This is a genomic window from Streptomyces sp. NPDC091287, from assembly GCF_044768525.1.
GTDB lineage: Bacteria > Actinomycetota > Actinomycetes > Streptomycetales > Streptomycetaceae > Streptomyces.
Genome location: NZ_JBIVUV010000008.1, coordinates 356,879 through 374,889, shown reverse-complemented (window position 1 = coordinate 374,889; position 18,011 = coordinate 356,879). Strand labels below are relative to the sequence as shown.

Annotated in this window: 13 protein-coding genes; 6 read left to right on the top strand and 7 right to left on the bottom strand. The window is 72.7% G+C overall.

The window, feature by feature from the left end:
- Positions 1 to 21: 21 nt before the first annotated feature.
- A complete protein-coding gene (locus tag ACIQRW_RS16655) occupies positions 22 to 399 on the bottom strand; it encodes a DUF3499 domain-containing protein (protein ID WP_274030484.1) in 378 nt (125 codons plus the stop codon).
- 351 nt (positions 400 to 750) lie between these two features.
- On the opposite strand from ACIQRW_RS16655, the gene ACIQRW_RS16650 reads away from it, so the two are divergent.
- Entirely contained in the window at positions 751 to 1,179 is a 429-nt protein-coding gene (locus ACIQRW_RS16650) for a metallopeptidase family protein (protein ID WP_403760256.1), read from the top strand.
- Between the two features lie 98 nt (positions 1,180 to 1,277).
- Here the strand turns inward: ACIQRW_RS16650 and ACIQRW_RS16645 are convergent, their stop codons facing one another.
- The 3 genes from ACIQRW_RS16645 to ACIQRW_RS16635 all read right to left on the bottom strand — a co-directional run bounded on the left by ACIQRW_RS16645 (position 1,278) and on the right by ACIQRW_RS16635 (position 7,713).
- Positions 1,278 to 2,816 carry a DUF5719 family protein gene (locus tag ACIQRW_RS16645; protein ID WP_403760253.1) on the bottom strand — a complete coding sequence of 513 codons (1,539 nt, stop codon included), beginning with the start codon at positions 2,814 to 2,816 and terminating at the stop codon, positions 1,278 to 1,280.
- Positions 2,813 to 6,769: a glycosyltransferase gene (locus ACIQRW_RS16640; RefSeq protein WP_403760250.1), complete on the bottom strand. Its 3,957-nt coding sequence runs from the start codon at positions 6,767 to 6,769 to the stop codon at positions 2,813 to 2,815. Before ACIQRW_RS16640 ends, ACIQRW_RS16645 begins: the two co-directional genes overlap by 4 nt.
- A gap of 680 nt (positions 6,770 to 7,449) precedes the next feature.
- Positions 7,450 to 7,713, bottom strand: a complete 264-nt coding sequence (locus tag ACIQRW_RS16635) for a WhiB family transcriptional regulator (protein WP_003968728.1) — start codon at positions 7,711 to 7,713, stop codon at positions 7,450 to 7,452.
- A gap of 710 nt (positions 7,714 to 8,423) precedes the next feature.
- On the opposite strand from ACIQRW_RS16635, the gene ACIQRW_RS16630 reads away from it, so the two are divergent.
- Genes ACIQRW_RS16630 through ACIQRW_RS16620 form a run of 3 tightly spaced genes read left to right on the top strand, consistent with a single transcriptional unit; the run spans position 8,424 to position 11,249 of the window.
- Positions 8,424 to 8,924: a cysteine dioxygenase gene (locus tag ACIQRW_RS16630; protein WP_403760247.1), complete on the top strand. Its 501-nt coding sequence runs from the start codon at positions 8,424 to 8,426 to the stop codon at positions 8,922 to 8,924.
- A gap of 13 nt (positions 8,925 to 8,937) precedes the next feature.
- Complete coding sequence (gene cofD, locus ACIQRW_RS16625) at positions 8,938 to 9,894, top strand: 2-phospho-L-lactate transferase (RefSeq protein WP_403760245.1); 957 nt, start codon at positions 8,938 to 8,940, stop codon at positions 9,892 to 9,894.
- The gene (locus ACIQRW_RS16620) at positions 9,891 to 11,249 is read left to right on the top strand and encodes a coenzyme F420-0:L-glutamate ligase (protein ID WP_403760242.1); all 1,359 of its coding nucleotides are present in this window, start codon (positions 9,891 to 9,893) and stop codon (positions 11,247 to 11,249) included. The genes cofD and ACIQRW_RS16620 overlap by 4 nt, the downstream gene beginning before the upstream one ends.
- Positions 11,250 to 11,539: 290 nt before the next feature.
- Here ACIQRW_RS16620 and ACIQRW_RS16615 read toward each other — a convergent pair whose 3' ends face one another.
- The 3 genes from ACIQRW_RS16615 to ACIQRW_RS16605 all read right to left on the bottom strand — a co-directional run bounded on the left by ACIQRW_RS16615 (position 11,540) and on the right by ACIQRW_RS16605 (position 15,361).
- On the bottom strand, positions 11,540 to 12,547 hold the full coding sequence (locus ACIQRW_RS16615) for a DNA-3-methyladenine glycosylase family protein (protein ID WP_403760239.1): 1,008 nt from the start codon (positions 12,545 to 12,547) through the stop codon (positions 11,540 to 11,542).
- A gap of 65 nt (positions 12,548 to 12,612) precedes the next feature.
- Positions 12,613 to 13,704, bottom strand: coding sequence for a sugar phosphate nucleotidyltransferase (locus ACIQRW_RS16610; protein ID WP_403760236.1), 1,092 nt, complete (start codon positions 13,702 to 13,704; stop codon positions 12,613 to 12,615).
- 79 nt (positions 13,705 to 13,783) lie between these two features.
- On the bottom strand, positions 13,784 to 15,361 hold the full coding sequence (locus tag ACIQRW_RS16605; RefSeq protein ID WP_403760233.1) for a peptidoglycan recognition protein: 1,578 nt from the start codon (positions 15,359 to 15,361) through the stop codon (positions 13,784 to 13,786).
- Positions 15,362 to 15,498: 137 nt separating this feature from the next.
- On the opposite strand from ACIQRW_RS16605, the gene ACIQRW_RS16600 reads away from it, so the two are divergent.
- Both ACIQRW_RS16600 and ACIQRW_RS16595 read left to right on the top strand, forming a co-directional pair.
- Positions 15,499 to 16,251, top strand: a complete 753-nt coding sequence (locus ACIQRW_RS16600) for a TIGR03089 family protein (RefSeq protein WP_403760230.1) — start codon at positions 15,499 to 15,501, stop codon at positions 16,249 to 16,251.
- Positions 16,252 to 16,428: 177 nt separating this feature from the next.
- Positions 16,429 to 18,000 (top strand): LCP family protein, encoded by a 1,572-nt coding sequence (locus ACIQRW_RS16595; protein WP_403760227.1) that lies wholly within the window; start codon positions 16,429 to 16,431, stop codon positions 17,998 to 18,000.
- The last annotated feature ends 11 nt before the right edge of the window (positions 18,001 to 18,011 follow it).

The following is an 18,011-nucleotide window of genomic DNA, read 5'->3' as shown; positions in this document are numbered from 1 at the left end:
ACAGAGCCTCAGGAATCGGCCTCAGGAGTCCGGTGAGCGCAGCACTCTCAGGTGGCCTCGGCGGGCCACCTCCACCGGGTCGGCGGCGCGTGGTCCCCGGCCTCCGGCGTCCGGACCCCGGTCGTGCGGGCGTGCCGCTTCGCGGACCGCGTTGGCCAGTGCTTCGAGGTCGTCGCCGCTGGGGTGCGCCGGTGCGGAGCCGTCGGAGAGCCGCACCACTTCCCAGCCCCGTGGCGCGGTAAGCCGCTCACTGTGTTCGGCGCAGAGGTCGTAACAGTGGGGCTCGGCGTAGGTGGCGAGCGGGCCGAGGACCGCAGTCGAATCGGCATAGACGTACGTCAGTGTCGCGACGGCAGGGCGGCCGCACGCGGTGCGCGAACAGCGACGTACAGGGCTCACGATGTTGGACGGTACCGCACTCTTGAGCGGGCTGCGACGACTCCCCCTCGGGTCACCCCACCGTGTCGCCCTGTGACCTGCGGCATGGCGGCGTTCCGGGCGGCTACCCTGACCTGCGCCGGGGCGGGGGACCGGAGCAGGCACGGTGGTCGTGCCGGTCGCGGGCGGGGGTGGATCGCGGCGTCGGACGTAGGGCCGATGATCGGACATGGGCCTGAAAAGAGCTCAGCCTTGGCCGAAATGTTCAACTGCGGACATCCGGAAACGGGACGAGCCCCTCTCCGAAAGGCCCGGTCGGCCGCATCGGCTCGCCGATCACCCCGGCCCCCGGGGCGTTACGCTGCGTCGGTGATGGACAGCTCCGTACCTCCCCACCCGTTCGAGCCGCGGCCCCGGCGCCGTGACCGGCATGGCCGCGGTATGCGCGGGCCGGTCGCGCCACCGCAGGTGCCGCTGTCGGCCAGCCGGGGCGAGACCTTCCGTGATCTGGTCCAGGACTCGGTGGAGCGGTTGGAGCGGCGCTGGCCCCAGCTGGCCGAGGTCGACGTCGTCGTCCTCGATGTGCCCGGCACCCCGGAGGAGATCGTTCCGCTCGGCAGCGCGGTCTCCGCGGGCAAGGGGCGGCCCGCGCAGATCGTCGTCTACCGGCGACCCGTCGAGATCCGCACCAAGAGCCGCGACGAGCGCGCCCTGCTCGTCCACGAGGTCGTCGTCGAGCAGGTCGCCGAGCTGCTGGGGCTGGCGCCCGAGTCGGTCGACCCCCGGTACGGGCAGGACTAGCCCCCCGGCCCCCGGCCCCCGGTCCCCGGTCCCCTGGGGTAATCCCCCGGGGGGCTTAAGTCAGGGGGCCGGCTCGGCTGTCGGAGGTTCGCTCGCCCTCAGTCGTCCAGGACCGAGAGGTCCTGGCGGGCCGACGGGACCTCGACCGTGCCCCCGTCGTCGGGGAGCGTCTGCACGGTGAACATCTGGACGCCGCCCTCGGTGCGCGCCAGGGTGCGCGACGCGTGGACCGGGCCGCCCGACGTCGTCTCGACGGTCAGCGCGTAGGCGCCCTTGAGGCCTTCCGGGGCCTTCGGGGTGACGGCGAGGGTCGTGCCGGCCTTGACCGTGTACGTCTCCACGGCCGGTTCGCCTCCGTCGCTGCCCGCCGACGCGGTGACCTTCACCTCGGCCGTGGCGCCCGGCGCGGTCAGGGACAGCGTCGAGCCCTTGGCCCGGTTGTCCGGGACGCTCGCCCGTGCGCCGACCGGTCCGGTGGCCGGGATGTAGGCGACCTCCTGTTTGTCGCCCTTGCCGCGGACCACGCGCAGTGCGGCCACGATCGGGGTCGCCCGGTCCTTCTGGACGGGGCTCAGCCGCAGGGAGCCCGGCTCGCCCCGGGTGACGTCCTTGAGGTCGACGGCCGCCGTCATCGAGGACTTGATGTGCAGGGTGGCGTTCCCGGCCGGGGAGAACGCCGCGTTCTTCCCCAAAAGCTGGACCTTCACGTCGGCATCGTCTTCGCCGGGTGCGAACGCCACCAGCTGTACGGAGGTGGCGTCGGCCGGGATGCCCGGCAGCACGAGCGTGCCGGTGGGGTCGTCGGACGCGGTGATCCAGTCGCTGCCCGCCTTGTCGTCGGCGCTCAGGACTACCGCGCCGACCCGGCCCGAGCGGGTGGTGACGTGGGCGGTCAGGTGGTCGACGGCCTCGGCGGTGAGGGTGGACAGCAGAACAGCGACGCTGGAGCGGGCCGGCACGGTGATGCCGTCGCCGACCTCGGACTTGAGCGCGCCCTCGGGGCCGTACAGCTCGATGTCGGCGACGGCGGCGGAGTCCTCGGGGTTGGTGAGGTGGAGGTAGTCCTGGCGGGACTTCCCGGTGCTGGCGCCCGGGAACCAGAAGTCCGTGTCGGGAGCGCTGCAGGTGACCCCGAGAAGCCCGCGGGCGCCGCCCACGGTGACCTCGGTGGTCTGCTGGGCGGCCCAGCCGGGGGCCAGCTTGCCGGTGGCCGTGCCGACGAGGGCCGGGGCGTCGGAGCCGTCCGCCTCGGCGACGACCGGCTTTCCGGGCTCCTTCACGGCGAGGACCGGCTTGTCGGCCTGCTCCTTCGCCTTCTTCGCCGCCTCCTCGGCCTTTTTGACCTTCTTCGGGTCGGTCTCGTCCTCGTCGTCCACGACCGGCAGGGCCGGCTTCAGCTCGGCGGTGCCCTTGACGTCGCCGCCCTCGCCCGCCGGGGTGAACGCGGTGTACTGCGTCTCCGCGAGGTCGGAGTCGCTGGGCGCCGGGCAGACCAGGCTGGAGCGCTCGACCGGCAGCAGCGCGGCGGACTTCGTCCCGGTGCCCGCCGGGGCTCCGGGCGCGGTGATCGTGGCGAATCCGGTGATGGCGGCCAGGACAGCGGCGCCCGCGATCAGGGACAGGTGGGTGGACTTCACTCGGAATCGCCTCGCGATGCGTTACCGGTCTGCCACGGGGCCTGGCCCGGGGCCGGGGGGTCGGTCTGTTCGCCGTTCTCGGCGGGGTGCCGGTCGGGCTGGGGCTGCTGGGCGGGGTCGGTGTAGGGCTGCTGCTGGTACTGCCCGCCGACGTACTGGCCGTACTCGTCGTACGCGGCCTGGTCGTCGTACGCGGCCTGGTCGTTGTACGCGGCCTGGTCGTTGTACGCGCCTTGGTCGTTGTACGCGGCCTGCCCGCCGTACGTGCCCTGCTCGTTGTACGTGCCCTGCTCGTTGTACTGCTGTGTGTAGGGGTCCTGGGCGTCGTAGCCCTGGTAGCCGGCGCCCTGTTGCTGTTGCTGTTGCTGTTGCTGGGCGTACGGGTCCGGCTGGTACGTCGTGTAGTAGTCGGCGCCGCCCGGCTGCTGCTGCCCGTCCCACTGCGCGTACTCGCCGTACTGCTGCTGCTGCGGGACCGCCGCGTAGCCGCCGGTGGCTTCCTGCGGGTCGTGTGCCGGGGGATGGCCGGCGTACGGGTCGGCGGACTGCTGCGCGGGGATGTACTCCCCCGGGTCCGCGGCCGGGCCCGGGGCTCGCGACGGATCGCGGTCGTCGGGGTGGACGTCGTCCCCGGGGTCCCCGGGGATCCCGGTCTCCTCTGCCGCGGCCGTCGCCTCGGCCTGGGCCGCGGCGCGCAGCCTGCGGGCGCGGCGGCCCTCTCCGTCGACCGGCTCGGCGGCGACGGCGGGCGCCGCCTCTTCGGGCAGGTCGTCGTCGATCTCCCGGCGGCGGCCCGGCAGGGCCATGACCACCAGGACCAGGAGCAGTCCGGCCTGCGCCCAGATCCACGCGGTGTGCGTGATCGGCGCGTCGTGGGTGAGGTCCAGACGGCCGCCCTCCGCGGGCAGTTCGAAGCCCTGGGCCCAGCCGTCGACGGTCTTGCGGGGCAGCGGCTTGCCGTCCAGGGTCGCCGTCCAGCCCGGGTCGGCGGCATCCGCGATCCGCAGCACGCGGCCCGCTTCGCCGGACGGGATCTCTGAGTGGGCCTCGACGGCGGCCGAGCCGACCGGAAGGTGCTCGCCCTCGCCGGACGCCGGGGTGATCATGACGCGGGCGACCTGGCGGTCCACCCGCCACAGGGCGCTGCCGTCGAGCTGGCTGAGGCGGCTGAGCCCGGGCGTCGAGTCGAGGACCCGGCTCATCTCGCGCGGCGCTCCGTCCCGGACGAGGACGTAGCGGATCGCGAAGCCGCTGAGCTGGCCGCCCTGGTCCGCGCCGGAGCCGGCGACGAGGTTGGCGACGACCTTGTCGAGGTGGCTGTTGCTGCCCCCCGCCTCGGTGAGTTCGCCGTCGCCGAGGCGGGCGCCCAAGCCGCGGACCAGGCTGTACTCCACGGAGCCGGGCGAGCTGCCGCCGAGGACGAGGGTGCGGGGCTGGTCGCGGGTGGTGCTCTCCTCCGCCACGAAGGCGGGCACCTGGACGGGGTCTCGCCGCTCCAGCGGCCCGTCCGCGCCGCCGATCATCCAGCCGAACGCGGCCAGGACCGGGGCCAGTCCGGCGGCCAGCGCGATCAGTGCGGCGACGGGCTGGCGCCAGCCGAAGCTCTGTTCGGCGACCCGGATGCGGGCCCCGTCCGCGCCCACCAGGGCGGCGGCGATCAGGGCGGCGCCGTAGACGAGGGTGGCGGGTCCGGCCCAGGTGGATCCGTTGGCGACGGCGGCGAAGAGGAAGCCGATGAGCGCGACCGCCCAGGCGGTGCGGACGGCGAACTGGCGCTCCCCGCGCAGCAGGGCGGCGAGCGCCGCCAGCACGATGCCGAGGAGCAGGATGCCGCCCGTCGCCCCGGGGCCGCCGGGGCTGATGCCGAGCAGGTCGAGGCCCGAAGCCGTTCCCGTACCGATGTCCAGGCCCGCTTCGGTCAGGAGCGCGGACGGGTTCGTCAGGAGGGTGAGCGACCAGGGGGCGAGGACCAGTACCGGGGTGCCGACGGCGGCGACGAAGCGGAGTCCGTACGCCGTGATGTCGCCGCGCCGCAGTACGAGGACGCCGATGCCGAGGACCACCGCGAGCGGCCAGACGATCGGGGTGAACGCCATCATGACGGTCAGCAGCAGCGTGTACGCCCAGGTGGCGCGCCAGCTGCCGCGCTCCCCCGCCGCGCTGTCCACGCGCAGCCCGTGGGCGGCGACGCCCGCGCGGGCGGTCAGCGGGAGCAGGGCGAGGAGGACGGCGGTGCCGAGGCGGCCGGTGGCCAGGGCACCGGTCGCGGCGGGCAGGAAGGCGTACGCGACGCTCGCCCAGGCCCGCAGCAGCCGCGAGGGGAGCAGCGGGCGGGAGGCGAAGTAGGCGGTGAGCCCGGCCAGCGGGATCGAGCAGACCAGCAGCACGCTGATGGCGAGGCCGGTCGAGCCGAGGAAGAGGGCCGACAGGGCGGCGAGCAGCGCGAGGTAGGGCGGGGCGGTCTGGGTGCCGCCGGTGCCGACGGTGTGCCAGGCGTCCGCGTACTGCCCCCAGAGCGTGCCGACCTCGGCCGGGGCGGGCAGCAGGACGCCGCCCGCCAGTGCGCCGCCGCTGAGGAGGTTGCGGCCGGCGATGAGGGAGACGATCAGGAGCAGCGCGAAGAGGATGGGTCCCGGTTTGCGGCCGATGCGCTTGAGGCGGGCGAACTGGTCGATCTCCAGGAAGTCGGCGTCGTCGCCGCCGGGACCGGATTCGACGGCTCCGTGCCGTGAACCGCCCGAGTCGGCGTCCGTACGGCCGCCGAAGTTGCCCGCGACCTGGTCGACGGTGGCCCGGACGGTCGCGCCCGGCGGCGGGAACAGTGCGCGCAGCTCGGCGGCGTCGACGACGCCCTTGCCGCGGTCGCGGCGGGCGGCGAGGATGCGGCCGGGGCGCAGCAGGGTGCCGAGCAGTCCTGTGACCTCGTCGAGGGCCTGGCCGGGCACCTTGCCGACGAGGTAGGCGAGGGTACGGAGCAGGGTGCCGACGACGAGCCGGAGCAGGACCCAGGGCAGGGCCTTGCCGCGGGCGTTGACGAGCATCGTGTAGACCGCGCCCGCCTTGTCGACGCGGTGCGGGCTGGCGACCGAGCGGCCGGCGCAGTCGATGGGGCGGCGTTCGCGGGCGGAGGCCTCGGCGTGCCGCAGGACGGCGTCCGGGGCGACGAGGACCCGGTGGCCTGCCAGGTGGGCGCGCCAGCACAGGTCGACGTCGTCGCGCATCAGGGGGAGCCTGCGGTCGAAGCCGCCGAGCTCCTCGTAGACGTCGCGGCGGATGAGCATGCCGGCGGAGGAGACGGACAGGACGGTACGGACCTGGTCGTGCTGGCCCTGGTCCTGCTCACGGCGGTCCAGGCCCGTCCAGCGGCGTCCGCTGTTGGCGATGGAGACGCCGACTTCCAGGAGCTGCTTGCGGTCGTACCAGCCGCGCAGTTTGGGTCCGACGATCGTGGCGTGCTTGTCGGTGTCGACGACGCGCAACATCTCGGCGAGCGCGTCCGGCTCGGGCGCGCAGTCGTCGTGCAGCAGCCAGAGCCACTGGACCGGTTCGCCGTGCGGCAGTTCGGGAAGGTCGTAGTTCTCGTCGACCCAGGTCCGGCCGGCCGGGTCCCAGCCGCTGGGGCGCTTGAGGTACGGCAGGTCGTCCGGGGTCAGGATTCCTGCCGTGCGGGCCGCCTCGTCGACGGCGGTGCCGAAGCTCGTACGGCGTGCGAGGTGCAGGACGCGTTCGTCGCCGAGCGCCTCGGTGACCAGCCGGGCCGAGTCGTCGGCGCTGCCGGTGTCGGCGGCGACGACGTTCTGTACGGGGCGTTCCTGCCCGAGCAGCCCGGCCAGCACGTCGGGCAGCCAGCGGGCGCCGTCGTGGGAGACGAGCACGGCGGTGACGACGTGCCGGGGGAACTCTGGGGCGGCGGCGGCCGCGTTCGGCGCCGCCGAGTGGCTGTGCACGGACATCGAGGTACGGGCCCTCCGGCCGGGTCCCGGGGGCGTCCCCGGGGGCTGCATCGGTGTACACGCGCGCGCCGTCGGGGCGTTGGCGCGTCTCGGACGGGGCCCCACACTAACGGTACGGACAGGTGGCGGGGGTCGGAGCGGGTGAAGGGGCCGGGCGTGGACGTGCCGACGGCCCGCCTGCCGAGCCCCGGGGAAGGGGTCGGCGGACGGGCCGTCGGGGGTGGGAAAGCGGGTCCGGAGAGCCTGCCGGATAAGAAGAGGCGGCCTCGGCCGGAAGCGCGGGGATCGGGGGATCGGGGGATGGGGAGGAGGCGTGGGGGTGGGGAGTGGGGGATGGGGAGTGGGTGTACGGGGGCGTGCGGTGGGGTGCGGGTCGCTCTGCGGCTCGCGAGAGGGCGGCGGCGGCCGGGTAGTGGTCCGGGGTACGCCGGGGGTACGCCGGGGTACGCCGGGGGCCTGGTGGGGTGTTCGAGGTGCGCCCGGCCTGGTGCGGGTGCGCCCGGGGGCCGGGGCCGGTCCGGGTGGTTCGGGGTGCGCCCGGGGCTGGTCCGGGTGCGGCGGTTCGGGGTGCGCCCGGGGGCTGGTCCGGGTGCGGTGGTTCGGGGTGCGCCCGGGGGCTGGTCCGGGTGCGGTGGTCGGTGGCCGATGCGTCCTGTGGCGGGGCCGACCGGGGGCGGACGTCAGATGGCGGCCTTCTTGAGGCGCCGTCGCTCCCGCTCGGAGAGCCCACCCCAGATTCCGAAGCGTTCGTCGTTGGAAAGGGCGTACTCAAGGCATTCCGAACGCACCTCACAGGCGAGGCAGACCTTCTTGGCCTCGCGGGTGGATCCGCCCTTTTCGGGAAAGAAGGACTCGGGATCGGTCTGGGCGCACAGTGCGCGCTCCTGCCAGCCGAGTTCCTCGTCCGCGTCCTCGACCAGCAGTTGCTGGAACAGCTCGGTCATGTGCGCCCCTCGTCTGTCTCTTGCGTCCCGTGATGCAGCCGTTTGCGGCTGAACGACACGAGTGAAATTACAAGTGTGTAGCTCCGGGCCAGTCAAGCGAGGATCTGCTATTGGCCCAGGGATTCACTCTGCGGAACCAAGCGTATGCAGAAAGTGTTGAAATCAGCAAAAACCTGACATATGCCACTGGCTCCATGGCTCCACTCCCTCTCCCGTGAGAGACGAGCGAAGGTGCCCTTGTGTTGCGATTCGATCACCGAAGCGATCAAGATCACAGTCAGGTCACGGAGCGTCAGTCGCGTTTGAGGGCGCGGATGATGCGCCACATGTCCCCACCCAGGCGTGCATAAACCTTTCTCCAAACCCGACAACCGGAAGGGGTGAAACATTGCCCCGATTTCGGGCATTGGGTTGACAGCGGACGGCCGAGCCGGTCTCCTTGGTGCCATGCCAGCGACCACAGCCATGCACGTCACCCACATCCGTGGGTTCCGTAGTGCTGTCCAGGCCCGCTGTTGCTGTTCCAGCTGTCACAGCTGTTGATGCCCTAGCGCTCCAGCTCTGATCCAGCCTCTCCGGTCGAGCGTCTTTTTTCGTCTCCTCCCGCTCCTCCCCCGCATTTCGCACTTCACTCGGCTCCTTCCGAGCTGCCGACGCTCACCGCGACTCCCCCGCACGTGCACCCCCCATGCCGAGGAACCACCGCAGCCATGAACAGTGACAGCGACCTTCAGATCGCCGGCGACATCCTTGAGGTCCAGCACCTCCTGCGCCCCGCCCGCGAGCACCCCTCCACCGTCTCCGAGTTCGTCGGCCTCGCACGCTCCATCGCGGCCGACCGCGCGCAGTGGGCCGGAATCGTCCAGTACGACTCCGCCTCCCGCTGGTACCACCGCCTGCGCCAGGGCCCCGGCTACGAGGTGTGGCTGCTCAGCTGGGTGCCCGGGCAGGGCAGCGGGCGTCACGACCACGGCCTCTCCGCCGGCGTACTGACGGTTCTGGAAGGCGAGTTGACCGAGCACACCGAGCGCGGGAGGCGGGCTCTCGGCGCGGGCGCGCAGCGTGCCTTCGCCCCGGGGTACGTCCACGAAGTGGTCAACGACTCGCTCGAACCGGCCGTGAGTCTGCACATCTACTACCCGGGCCTGACCGAGATGCCGATGCACGCCACGCAAAGCGCCCCGACGGCCGTGCGCGCCGTACCCGCCTGACAAACTGCTCCGCATGCGCATTGTTGTTCTGGCCGGTGGCATCGGCGGTGCCCGCTTCCTTCGCGGCCTCAAGCAGGCCGCGCCCGACGCGGACATCACGGTGATCGGCAACACGGGTGATGACATCCATCTGTTCGGGCTGAAGGTCTGTCCCGACCTCGACACCGTGATGTACACCCTCGGCGGTGGCATCAACGAGGAACAGGGCTGGGGGCGGACCGACGAGACCTTCCAGGTCAAGGAGGAGCTCGCGGCGTACGGCGTGGGCCCCGGGTGGTTCGGGCTCGGCGACCGCGACTTCGCGACCCATATCGTCCGTACGCAGATGCTGGGCGCGGGCTATCCGCTGAGCGCGGTCACCGAGGCGCTCTGCGCCCGGTGGCAGCCGGGCGTGCGGCTGCTCCCCATGTCCGACGACCGGGTCGAGACGCATGTCGCCGTCGAGACGGACGGCGAGAGCAAGGCGATCCACTTCCAGGAGTACTGGGTGAAGCTGCGCGCCTCCGTCGAGGCGCAGGCGATCGTGCCGGTCGGCGCGGAGCAGGCCAAGCCGGCCCCGGGGGTGCTGGAGGCCATCGGTTCGGCCGATGTCATCGTCTTCCCGCCGTCGAATCCGGTGGTGTCCATCGGCACGATCCTCGCCGTGCCCGGGATCCGGGAGGCCATCGCCGAGGCCGGTGTGCCGGTCGTCGGCCTCTCCCCCATCGTCGGGGACGCGCCCGTGCGCGGGATGGCGGACAAGGTGCTCGCCGCGGTGGGCGTCGAGTCGACCGCCGCCGCGGTGGCCCAGCACTACGGGTCGGGGCTGCTGGACGGCTGGCTGGTGGACACGGTGGACGCGGGTGCGGTCGGGGAGGTCGAGGCGGCGGGGATCCGCTGCCGGGCGGTGCCGCTGATGATGACGGACGTGGACGCGACCGCGGCGATGGCCCGGCAGGCGCTGAAGCTGGCCGAGGAGGTTCGGGCGTGAGCGGGGTTCCTGGTGGCGCCGGTGGCGGTGGTGGCGGTGGTGGTGACGCGGCTTCGGGTGCGCCCTCTTTTCGGGTCTGGGCGTTGGGCGGGATTCCCGAGGTCCGGGCCGGCGACGATCTCGCGAAGCTGATCGCCGCGGCCGGGCCCGGACTGGTCGACGGGGACATCCTGCTCGTCACCTCGAAGATCGTTTCCAAGGCCGAGGGCCGGATCGTCCGGGCCGCCGACCGCGAGGCCGCCATAGACGCCGAGACCGTACGGGTCGTGGCCCGGCGCGGGGCGCTGCGGATCGTGGAGAACCGGCAGGGTCTGGTCATGGCCGCCGCCGGGGTCGACGCCTCGAACACGCCGGCCGGGACCGTACTGCTGCTGCCCGAGGACCCCGACGTCTCCGCCCGGGCCATCCGGGACGGGCTGCGGGACGCCCTCGGCGTGGAGGTCGGCGTCGTCGTCACGGACACCTTCGGGCGGCCCTGGCGCAACGGGCTGACCGATGTCGCGATCGGGGCCGCCGGAGTGCGGGTGCTGGACGATCTGCGCGGCGGGACGGACGCGTACGGCAATCCGCTCAGCGCCACGGTCGTGGCCACGGCGGACGAGCTGGCCGCGGCCGGGGACCTGGTCAAGGGCAAGGCGGAGGGGCTGCCGGTCGCCGTGGTGCGGGGGCTGCCGCATGTGGTGGCGTCCGGCGACGAGCCCGGTGCCCGTGCGTTGGTGCGGACCGCCGCCGACGACATGTTCCGGCTCGGGACGTCCGAGGCCGTGCGGGAAGCGGTGACGCTGCGGCGTACCGTGCGTGAGTTCACCGACGAGCCGGTGGATCCGGGGGCCGTGCGGCGGGCGGTGGCCGCGGCGGTGACCGCACCGGCCCCTCATCACACGACGCCGTGGCGGTTCGTGCTGCTGGAGTCCGCCGAGTCGCGGACCCGGTTGCTCGACGCGATGCGGGACGCGTGGATCGAGGACCTGCGGCGCGACGGCAAGAGCGAGGAGTCGATCGCCAAGCGGGTGCGGCGCGGGGATGTGCTGCGCAACGCGCCGTACCTGGCGGTGCCGTGCCTGGTGATGGACGGCTCGCACACGTACGGGGACGAGCGGCGCGACGCCGCGGAACGCGAGATGTTCGTCGTCGCGGCGGGCGCGGGCGTGCAGAACTTCCTGGTGGCGCTGGCGGGTGAGCGGCTGGGGTCGGCGTGGGTGTCCTCGACGATGTTCTGCCGGTCCGTGGTGCGGGAGGTGTTGTCGCTGCCGTCGTCATGGGATCCGTTGGGGGCGGTGGCTGTGGGGCATGCGGCGGGGGTGCCTCGGGAGCGGGGCGTTCGGGACGCGGAGGCGTTTCTCACCGTGCGGTGAGGTGGGGGCGGGGGTGGTGGTGGGTGCCGGTGCTGGTTGTCCTCAAGCGCCGGACGGGCTGGATTCGGGGCTCCGCCCCGGGCCCCGCTCCTCAAACGCCGGAGGGGCTGGAAATGCCATGTCCCGGAGGAAGCTGGAAACGCCAACCCCGAAGAGCCGAGAGGTCCCGGCGGAGCCTGTGGAAATGCCACGCTCCGGAAAGCCGAAAGGTCCCGGCGGAGGCTGGAAACGCCGCGCCTCGGAGAGCCGGAAGGTTCCGGCGGGGCTGGGAACGCCCGCTCCGGAAACGGCTACAGGTGGGTGATGTTGCCCGGGGTCATCCTCGGGGACCGGCGTTTCGGGGTGTGGCCCGAGAGCAGGATCAGGCGGGTCGCTCGGTGGCGCTGGCCCTCGTACGGGGTCAGCAGGGACAGCATCTCCTCGTCGTCCGCGTCGCGGTTGTCCGCCAGGACGTGGCCCACGATGCCCGGGAGGTGCAGGTCGCCGACCGTGACCGCGTCCGGTGCGCCGTTCGAGCGCTGGAGGGTCTCGGCCGAGGTCCAGGGGCCGATGCCGGGGATCAGTTCCAGGCGGGTCAGTGCCTCGGGGAGGTTCATCGTCGCCGCCTCCTCCAGTCGGCGGGCCACGCGGACCGCGCGCAGGATCGTCGACGACCGCTTGGCGTCGACGTTCGCCCTGTGCCATTCCCAGGACGGGATCATCGCCCAGCCTCGCGGGTCCGGCATGACGTGCAGGCCCAGCTCCGCGGTGGGGCCGGGGGCGGGGGTGCCGAAGCGGCGGACCAGGTGGCGCCAGGCGCGGTACGCCTCGTCCGTGGTGACCTTCTGCTCCAGGATCGACGGGATCAGCGATTCCATGACCAGGCCCGTGCGGAGGAGTCGCAGGCCCGGGCGGCGGTGGCGGGTCAGGGCCAGCAGGCGGTGGCGGGGGACGAAGACGTCCGGGTCGTCGTCCGCGCCCAGGAGTGCGGGGAGCCCCGCCAGCAGCCAGTCCGCGCCGGGGCCCCAGGCCGCCGCCTCGATGCGGTCGCCGCGCGCCGCGAGGCGCAGGGTGCCGGGGCCCTCGGGCGTGCGGGTGGCCCGCCAGAACGTGCCGTCCGCGACCATCCGGAACGTGGGGTCCGCCGGGCCCCGGCGCAGGGGGCCGAGGACGAGGCGGAGGTCCAGCCGTCCGGGTGGGGTCCACTCCCGGGTCAGCGGCGGGCCGTCGTGCGATGGCGGAGTCGTCCGACGCGCCGGGGCGGCAGCCTGGTGCGGCAGCGCCGCTCGCGCGGTGCGGGGGGCGAATCGTCCTGCCACGGGTGGCCTCGGTGTTCTCGGTGCGGAGGGGGCGTCCTTTTGAGGGTACGGGTATGGGTACGGGGCTACTGGTCCGAGGAGAAGCGGACCGAGGCGTCCGGCAGGACCGCGCCGCACCAGATCCTGATCCCGTCACGCAGTTCGTTGTCCGCGCCCACCCGCGCCCCGTCGCCGATCACCGCGCCCGCGAGCACCGTACGGTCGCCGATCCTGGCGCCGGCCCCGACCAGGGAGTCCGTGATGACCGCGCCCGCTTCCACGACCGCGTCGGCCAGGATCGTCGAGCCGTCTATTCTCGCGCCCGCGCCGATCACCGCGCCGGCGCCGACCACCGTGCCGCCGGTGAGCTTGGCGTCCGCGGCCACGGAGGCGGTCGGCAGGACCAGGCGGTCGCCGCAGCGGCCGGGGACCGCCGGGGACGGGGCGCGGCCGAGGACGAGGTCGGCGGAGCCGCGGACGAAGGCGCCCGGGGTGCCGAGGTCCAACCAGTACGTCGAGTCGACCATGCCCTGGAGGTGGGCGCCGGAGGCGAGCAGTCCGGGGAAGGTCTCGCGTTCTACGGAGACGGGACGACCGGCCGGGATGGAGTCGATGACCGAGCGCCGGAAGATGTACGCCCCGGCGTTGATCTGGTCGGTGACGATCTCTTCCGGCGTCTGCGGCTTCTCCAGGAACGCCGTGACCCGGCCCGTCGCGTCGGTCGGCACGAGGCCGAAGGCGCGCGGGTCCTCGACCCGGGTCAGGTGGAGGGAGACATCCGCCCCGGAGACGGTGTGCGAGGTGACCAGGGCCCGGATGTCGAGCCCGGTGAGGATGTCGCCGTTGAAGATCAGGACCGGTTCGTCCGGCCCCGAGGACAGCTTCGGCGCGACGTTGCGGATGGCTCCGCCGGTGCCGAGCGGTTCCTGCTCGGTGACGTACTCGATGTGCAGGCCGAGCGAGGAACCGTCGCCGAAGTACGGTTCGAAGACCTCCGCCAGGTAGGACGTGGCGAGCACGATGTGCTCCACCCCGGCCGCCCTGGCCCGCGCCAGTTGGTGGGTGAGGAAGGGGACCCCCGCCGCCGGAATCATCGGCTTCGGGGTGTGCACCGTGAGCGGGCGCAGCCGGGTGCCTTTGCCACCGACCAGGAGGATCGCTTCTTTTGCCTCTGTCACAGCACCGTCTCTGCTTCCTGCTGGGGCCTGGCCTGGTTGTGGCTGGCCAGTCTAAGCAGACCGGTCGGAAACGCCCCGGTCAGCGGCCCTGCAGTTTGGCGGAGCTGGTCCGGGCCTTGCCGAGCTTCTTGTAGAGACGCGCTCCGGGGCATTCGGTTGCGAAGGCGTTCCGATGGCCCGAGATGACGTTCATCTTGACCTTCTTGCCCTTCGCGTACTTGCCGCTTCCGCCGGAGACGAGGGTGACCTTGCCCTTGGGGTTGGCCCCGAACAGTCCGAGCTTCCAGGCGGTGAGCTTGGAGACGGCGGTCACCGCGGCGGCGGGCGGGTTGGTGGAGGAGTACGTGCCGAGCACGGCGATCCCCATGGTGTTGGTGTTGAAGCCCAGGGTGTGGGCGCCCAGGACGGCCTTGGAGACGCCTCCGGCCCGGCCCTCGTAGATGTTTCCGCACTTGTCGACGGCGAAGTTGTAGCCGAAGTCGCGCCAGCCGCTGCTCTTGACGTGGTAGCGGTAGATGCTGCGGAGCACCGAAGGAGCCTGCTTGCAGGTGTAGTTGTTCCCGGTCGCGCTGTGGTGCACGAAGGCCGCCTTGACGGACTTGGTGTACGCGAAGTTGCGCTCGCGGAGCTTCTCGTCCGCGCCCCAGCCCTTGCGGGTGACGATCTTCGGGCGGGGTCCGATGTACGGCTTCGCCCCGGCCGCGACGATCGCCGCCTCCTCCACGGTCGCCGCCTTGGTCAGCGCGGGGATGACGGCCGCGCCGAGCGGCGCGAGGTCCGCGTTGACGGCCGAGGTCGCGGCGGATTCGGCGGTGAGCGCCTCGGGCACGGCCCCCGTCGTCGTCGGCGGCACCGGATTGCCGGCGAACATCGCCCTGGTGACGGTCCGGCCGGCGGGGGCGTCGGGGGCGGGCTCGGGCGCGGGGTCCTCACCGGGGTCGACGAGTTCGAGGCGCAGCCCCGCGGGGAGCGGCACGGCGGCGGACCGGTGCTGCGGATCGGCCGCTTCCGGGCGTACGCGTACCTCCACGCCGTCCGAGTCGCCTACCCAGAGCGGGGCGGTCGCTCCGCGCACGGCGCCGGACTCCCGTTCGGCGCTGCCGAGGTCGGCGGCGTGCTCGGCGTTGTGGGTCTCGACGTCCTGCCAGTCCGACCAGCTCGTGGAGCCGGTAGCCCGGGTGCGGACCTGGACCGTGCCGTGGAGTTCGGCTTCGGCGTCGTCCCAGACCACGCCGACCAGAGAGAACGGGCGGGCCGTCCGCCGGTCCAGCCCCTGGCCGGCCGTCGCCGGGCCCATGGACCGGTCGGACGGTGCGGCGAGGGGTTCCAGGGGCAGGGACTGCGTCGAGCCCGCGAGCGCGGCCGCACGGGTCTCGCCGGCGCGCGGCGGGGCGGCTTCGGGGGCTTCGGGGGCTTCGAGGGCGTCCCCTTCGTTCGCTTCGTTCCCCTGGTTCGCTTCGTTCGCTTCGTCTGCTTTGTGGGGGGCGGCTTCGGTCCGGGCCGACGGCGGGCCGGACCCGGGCGATTCGGGAGACAGGGAAGGAGGCCGGGCCGTGGCGAAGTGCGCGGCCGGAGCGGACAGGGCGGGGGCGGCGAGCGGCAGGGTGAGGGCTGCCGCGCAGGTGACGCCGACTGAGGTGACCAATAGTGCACGCATACGTACAATCCTGGCCATACAGCCATGAGTCCGTCGACCCGGGCATCGGTCCCGGCGTGACACCCCGTCGGCCGAACCGGTGTACGTGACACCCGTTCAGCCCGCCCCGCACAGCGGCCCCGCGTACGCTTGCGCGGATGAACTCCAGCGACCGCACCCCTGCCGACCTGCTGCGATCCGCCCTCGCCGCGGACCCGGCCCGCCCCCTGGTCACCTTCTACGACGACGCCACCGGAGAACGCGTCGAACTGTCAGTGGCCACCTTCGCCAATTGGGTGGCCAAGACGGCCAATCTGCTCCAGGGCGACCTCGCGGCGGAGCCGGGCGACCGGCTCGCCCTGCTGCTCCCCGCGCACTGGCAGTCCGCGGTCTGGCTGCTCGCCTGCTCCTCCGTCGGAGTCGTCGCCGACGTCCAGGGCGACCCGGCCGCCGCCGATCTCGTCGTGACCGGCCCGGACAGCCTGGAGCGGGCGCGGGCCTGCCGGGGCGAGCGCGTCGCCCTCGCCCTCCGTCCGCTGGGTGGCCGGTTCCCGCAGGCGCCCGAGGGGTTCGCGGACTACGCGGTGGAGGTGCCGAGCCAGGGCGACCGCTTCGCACCCTTCGCCCCGGTGGACCCGGACGCGCCCGCGCTGGCCGTCGGCGGGGTCGAGCTGACGGGTGCGCAGCTCGTCGCCCGGGCCCGCGAGGACGCCGGCGCCCTCGGACTCGTACCGGGGCCCCGGCTGCTCACCGGGCGTACGTACGACACCTGGGAAGGGCTGAGCGCCGGACTCTTCGCGCCACTGGCGGCCGGCGGGTCCGTGGTGCTCTGCCGCCATCTCGGGCAGCTCGACGCGGAGGGGCTGGCCAAGCGGACCGAGAGCGAGCGGGTCACCAACACCGCGGTATGACAAGCGCTCTGAGGTGCACTCGTCCGGCCCACAGCGGGCCGAGTCCTCGGTAATCGGCTCCGGAGCGGGTAGATGATCGGGCGGTACAGACCACTCTCCTGGCCGTGCACAACCAAGCGTGAGTTTCAGCCGTCTACTCCTGCGACCGGCGGCCCCTCGCGCCGCCGAACGTGAAGGATGGACGCAGACGTGACCGACAGTGCTGGCCCGCCGTCCGACCCGGACCACTCGGCCGGGGACAAGCCGCAGGGCAGGTCGCAGGAGGAGCCCGGACCCGAGGGCGTGAACCCCGAGGGCGGCACACCCGAGGGCGGGACACCGGCGGCCGGGGGCGCCCAGGAGCCCGCGGAAACCCCTCAGGCCTCGGAGGACCCGGCGGCCGGGGAGGAGACCCCGGCCGCCGCGGAGCCCGAGCCCGAGACGGGTGCTAAACCCGAGCCCGAGCCCGGGGCGGGTGCCAAACCCGAGCCCAAGCCAGAGCCCGATCCCGATCCTGAGCCCGCCAAGGCCGGGAGCGGCGGGAGTGCCGGGGAAGGTGACGGCGTGCCCGAGGCCGGAGGCGGCGCCGGCGTGCAGACCTGGGCCGGCCGGTCCAAGGACGGCGGCGTCGCCGCCCGCAAGGGCCACTGGCTGCGCTGGACCGCGCTCGCCGCCTCGTTCCTCGTGCTGGTCGCCGCGGGCGTGGGCTGGTGGATGTACCAGAAGCTCGACGGGAACATCACCACCGACACGAGCGCCGCCGCCGAGCTCAAGGCGTACGAGAAGGAGCGGCCGACCCCGGTCGTCATGGACGCCCAGAACATCCTGCTCATCGGGTCCGACAGCCGGGCCGGGGACAACCGTGAGTACGGCCGGGACGACGGCGGCAGCCAGCGCTCCGACACCACGATCCTGCTGCACCTGGCGGCGGACCGGAAGAGCGCGACCGCCGTGTCCCTCCCCCGTGACCTGATGGTGAAGATCCCCGGCTGCCGCACCTCGGACGACAAGGAGACGCGGGAGCAGTTCACCCAGTTCAACACGGCGTTCGAGCTCGGCGGCACCGCCTGCACGATCCGCACCGTGGAACGGATGACCGGCATCCGCATCGATCACCACATGGTCGTCGACTTCAACGGCTTCAAGGACATGGTCGACGCCGTGGACGGGGTCGAGATCTGCCTCAAGGAGCCGATCAACGACAAGGACGCGCTCCTGGAGCTCCCGGCCGGCCGGCAGACGCTGAACGGCGAGGAGGCCCTGGGCTACGTACGGGCGCGCAAGACCCTCGGCGACGGCAGCGACACCGAACGCATGGAGCGCCAGCAGCAGTTCCTGGGCGCCTTGGTGAACAAGATGCAGAGCAACGGCGTCCTGCTCAACCCGACGCGGCTCTACCCGGTGCTGGACGCGGCGACCAAGTCGCTGACCACGGACCCGGGTCTTGACTCGCTGCGCGACCTGTACGACCTGGTGCGCGGGATGCGCAACGTGCCGACCGACCAAGTGCAGTTCCTGACCGTGCCCCGGCAGCCGTACCGCAACAACGCGAACCGGGACGAACTCGTCGAACCGGACGCGGGTGACCTGTTCAAGCAACTCCGCGAGGACCGGCCCGTCGCCGTGGTCCCGGCCGACGAACTCAAGGAAGCACGGCAGGACCAGGAGGGGAAGCAGGACGGGAAACCGGACGACACGGGATCCGGGAGCCCGACGCCCACACCCACCTATTCGGGTTCGAGTGCGGCGGACGACCTGTGCAAGCAGTAAAGCAATTGCCA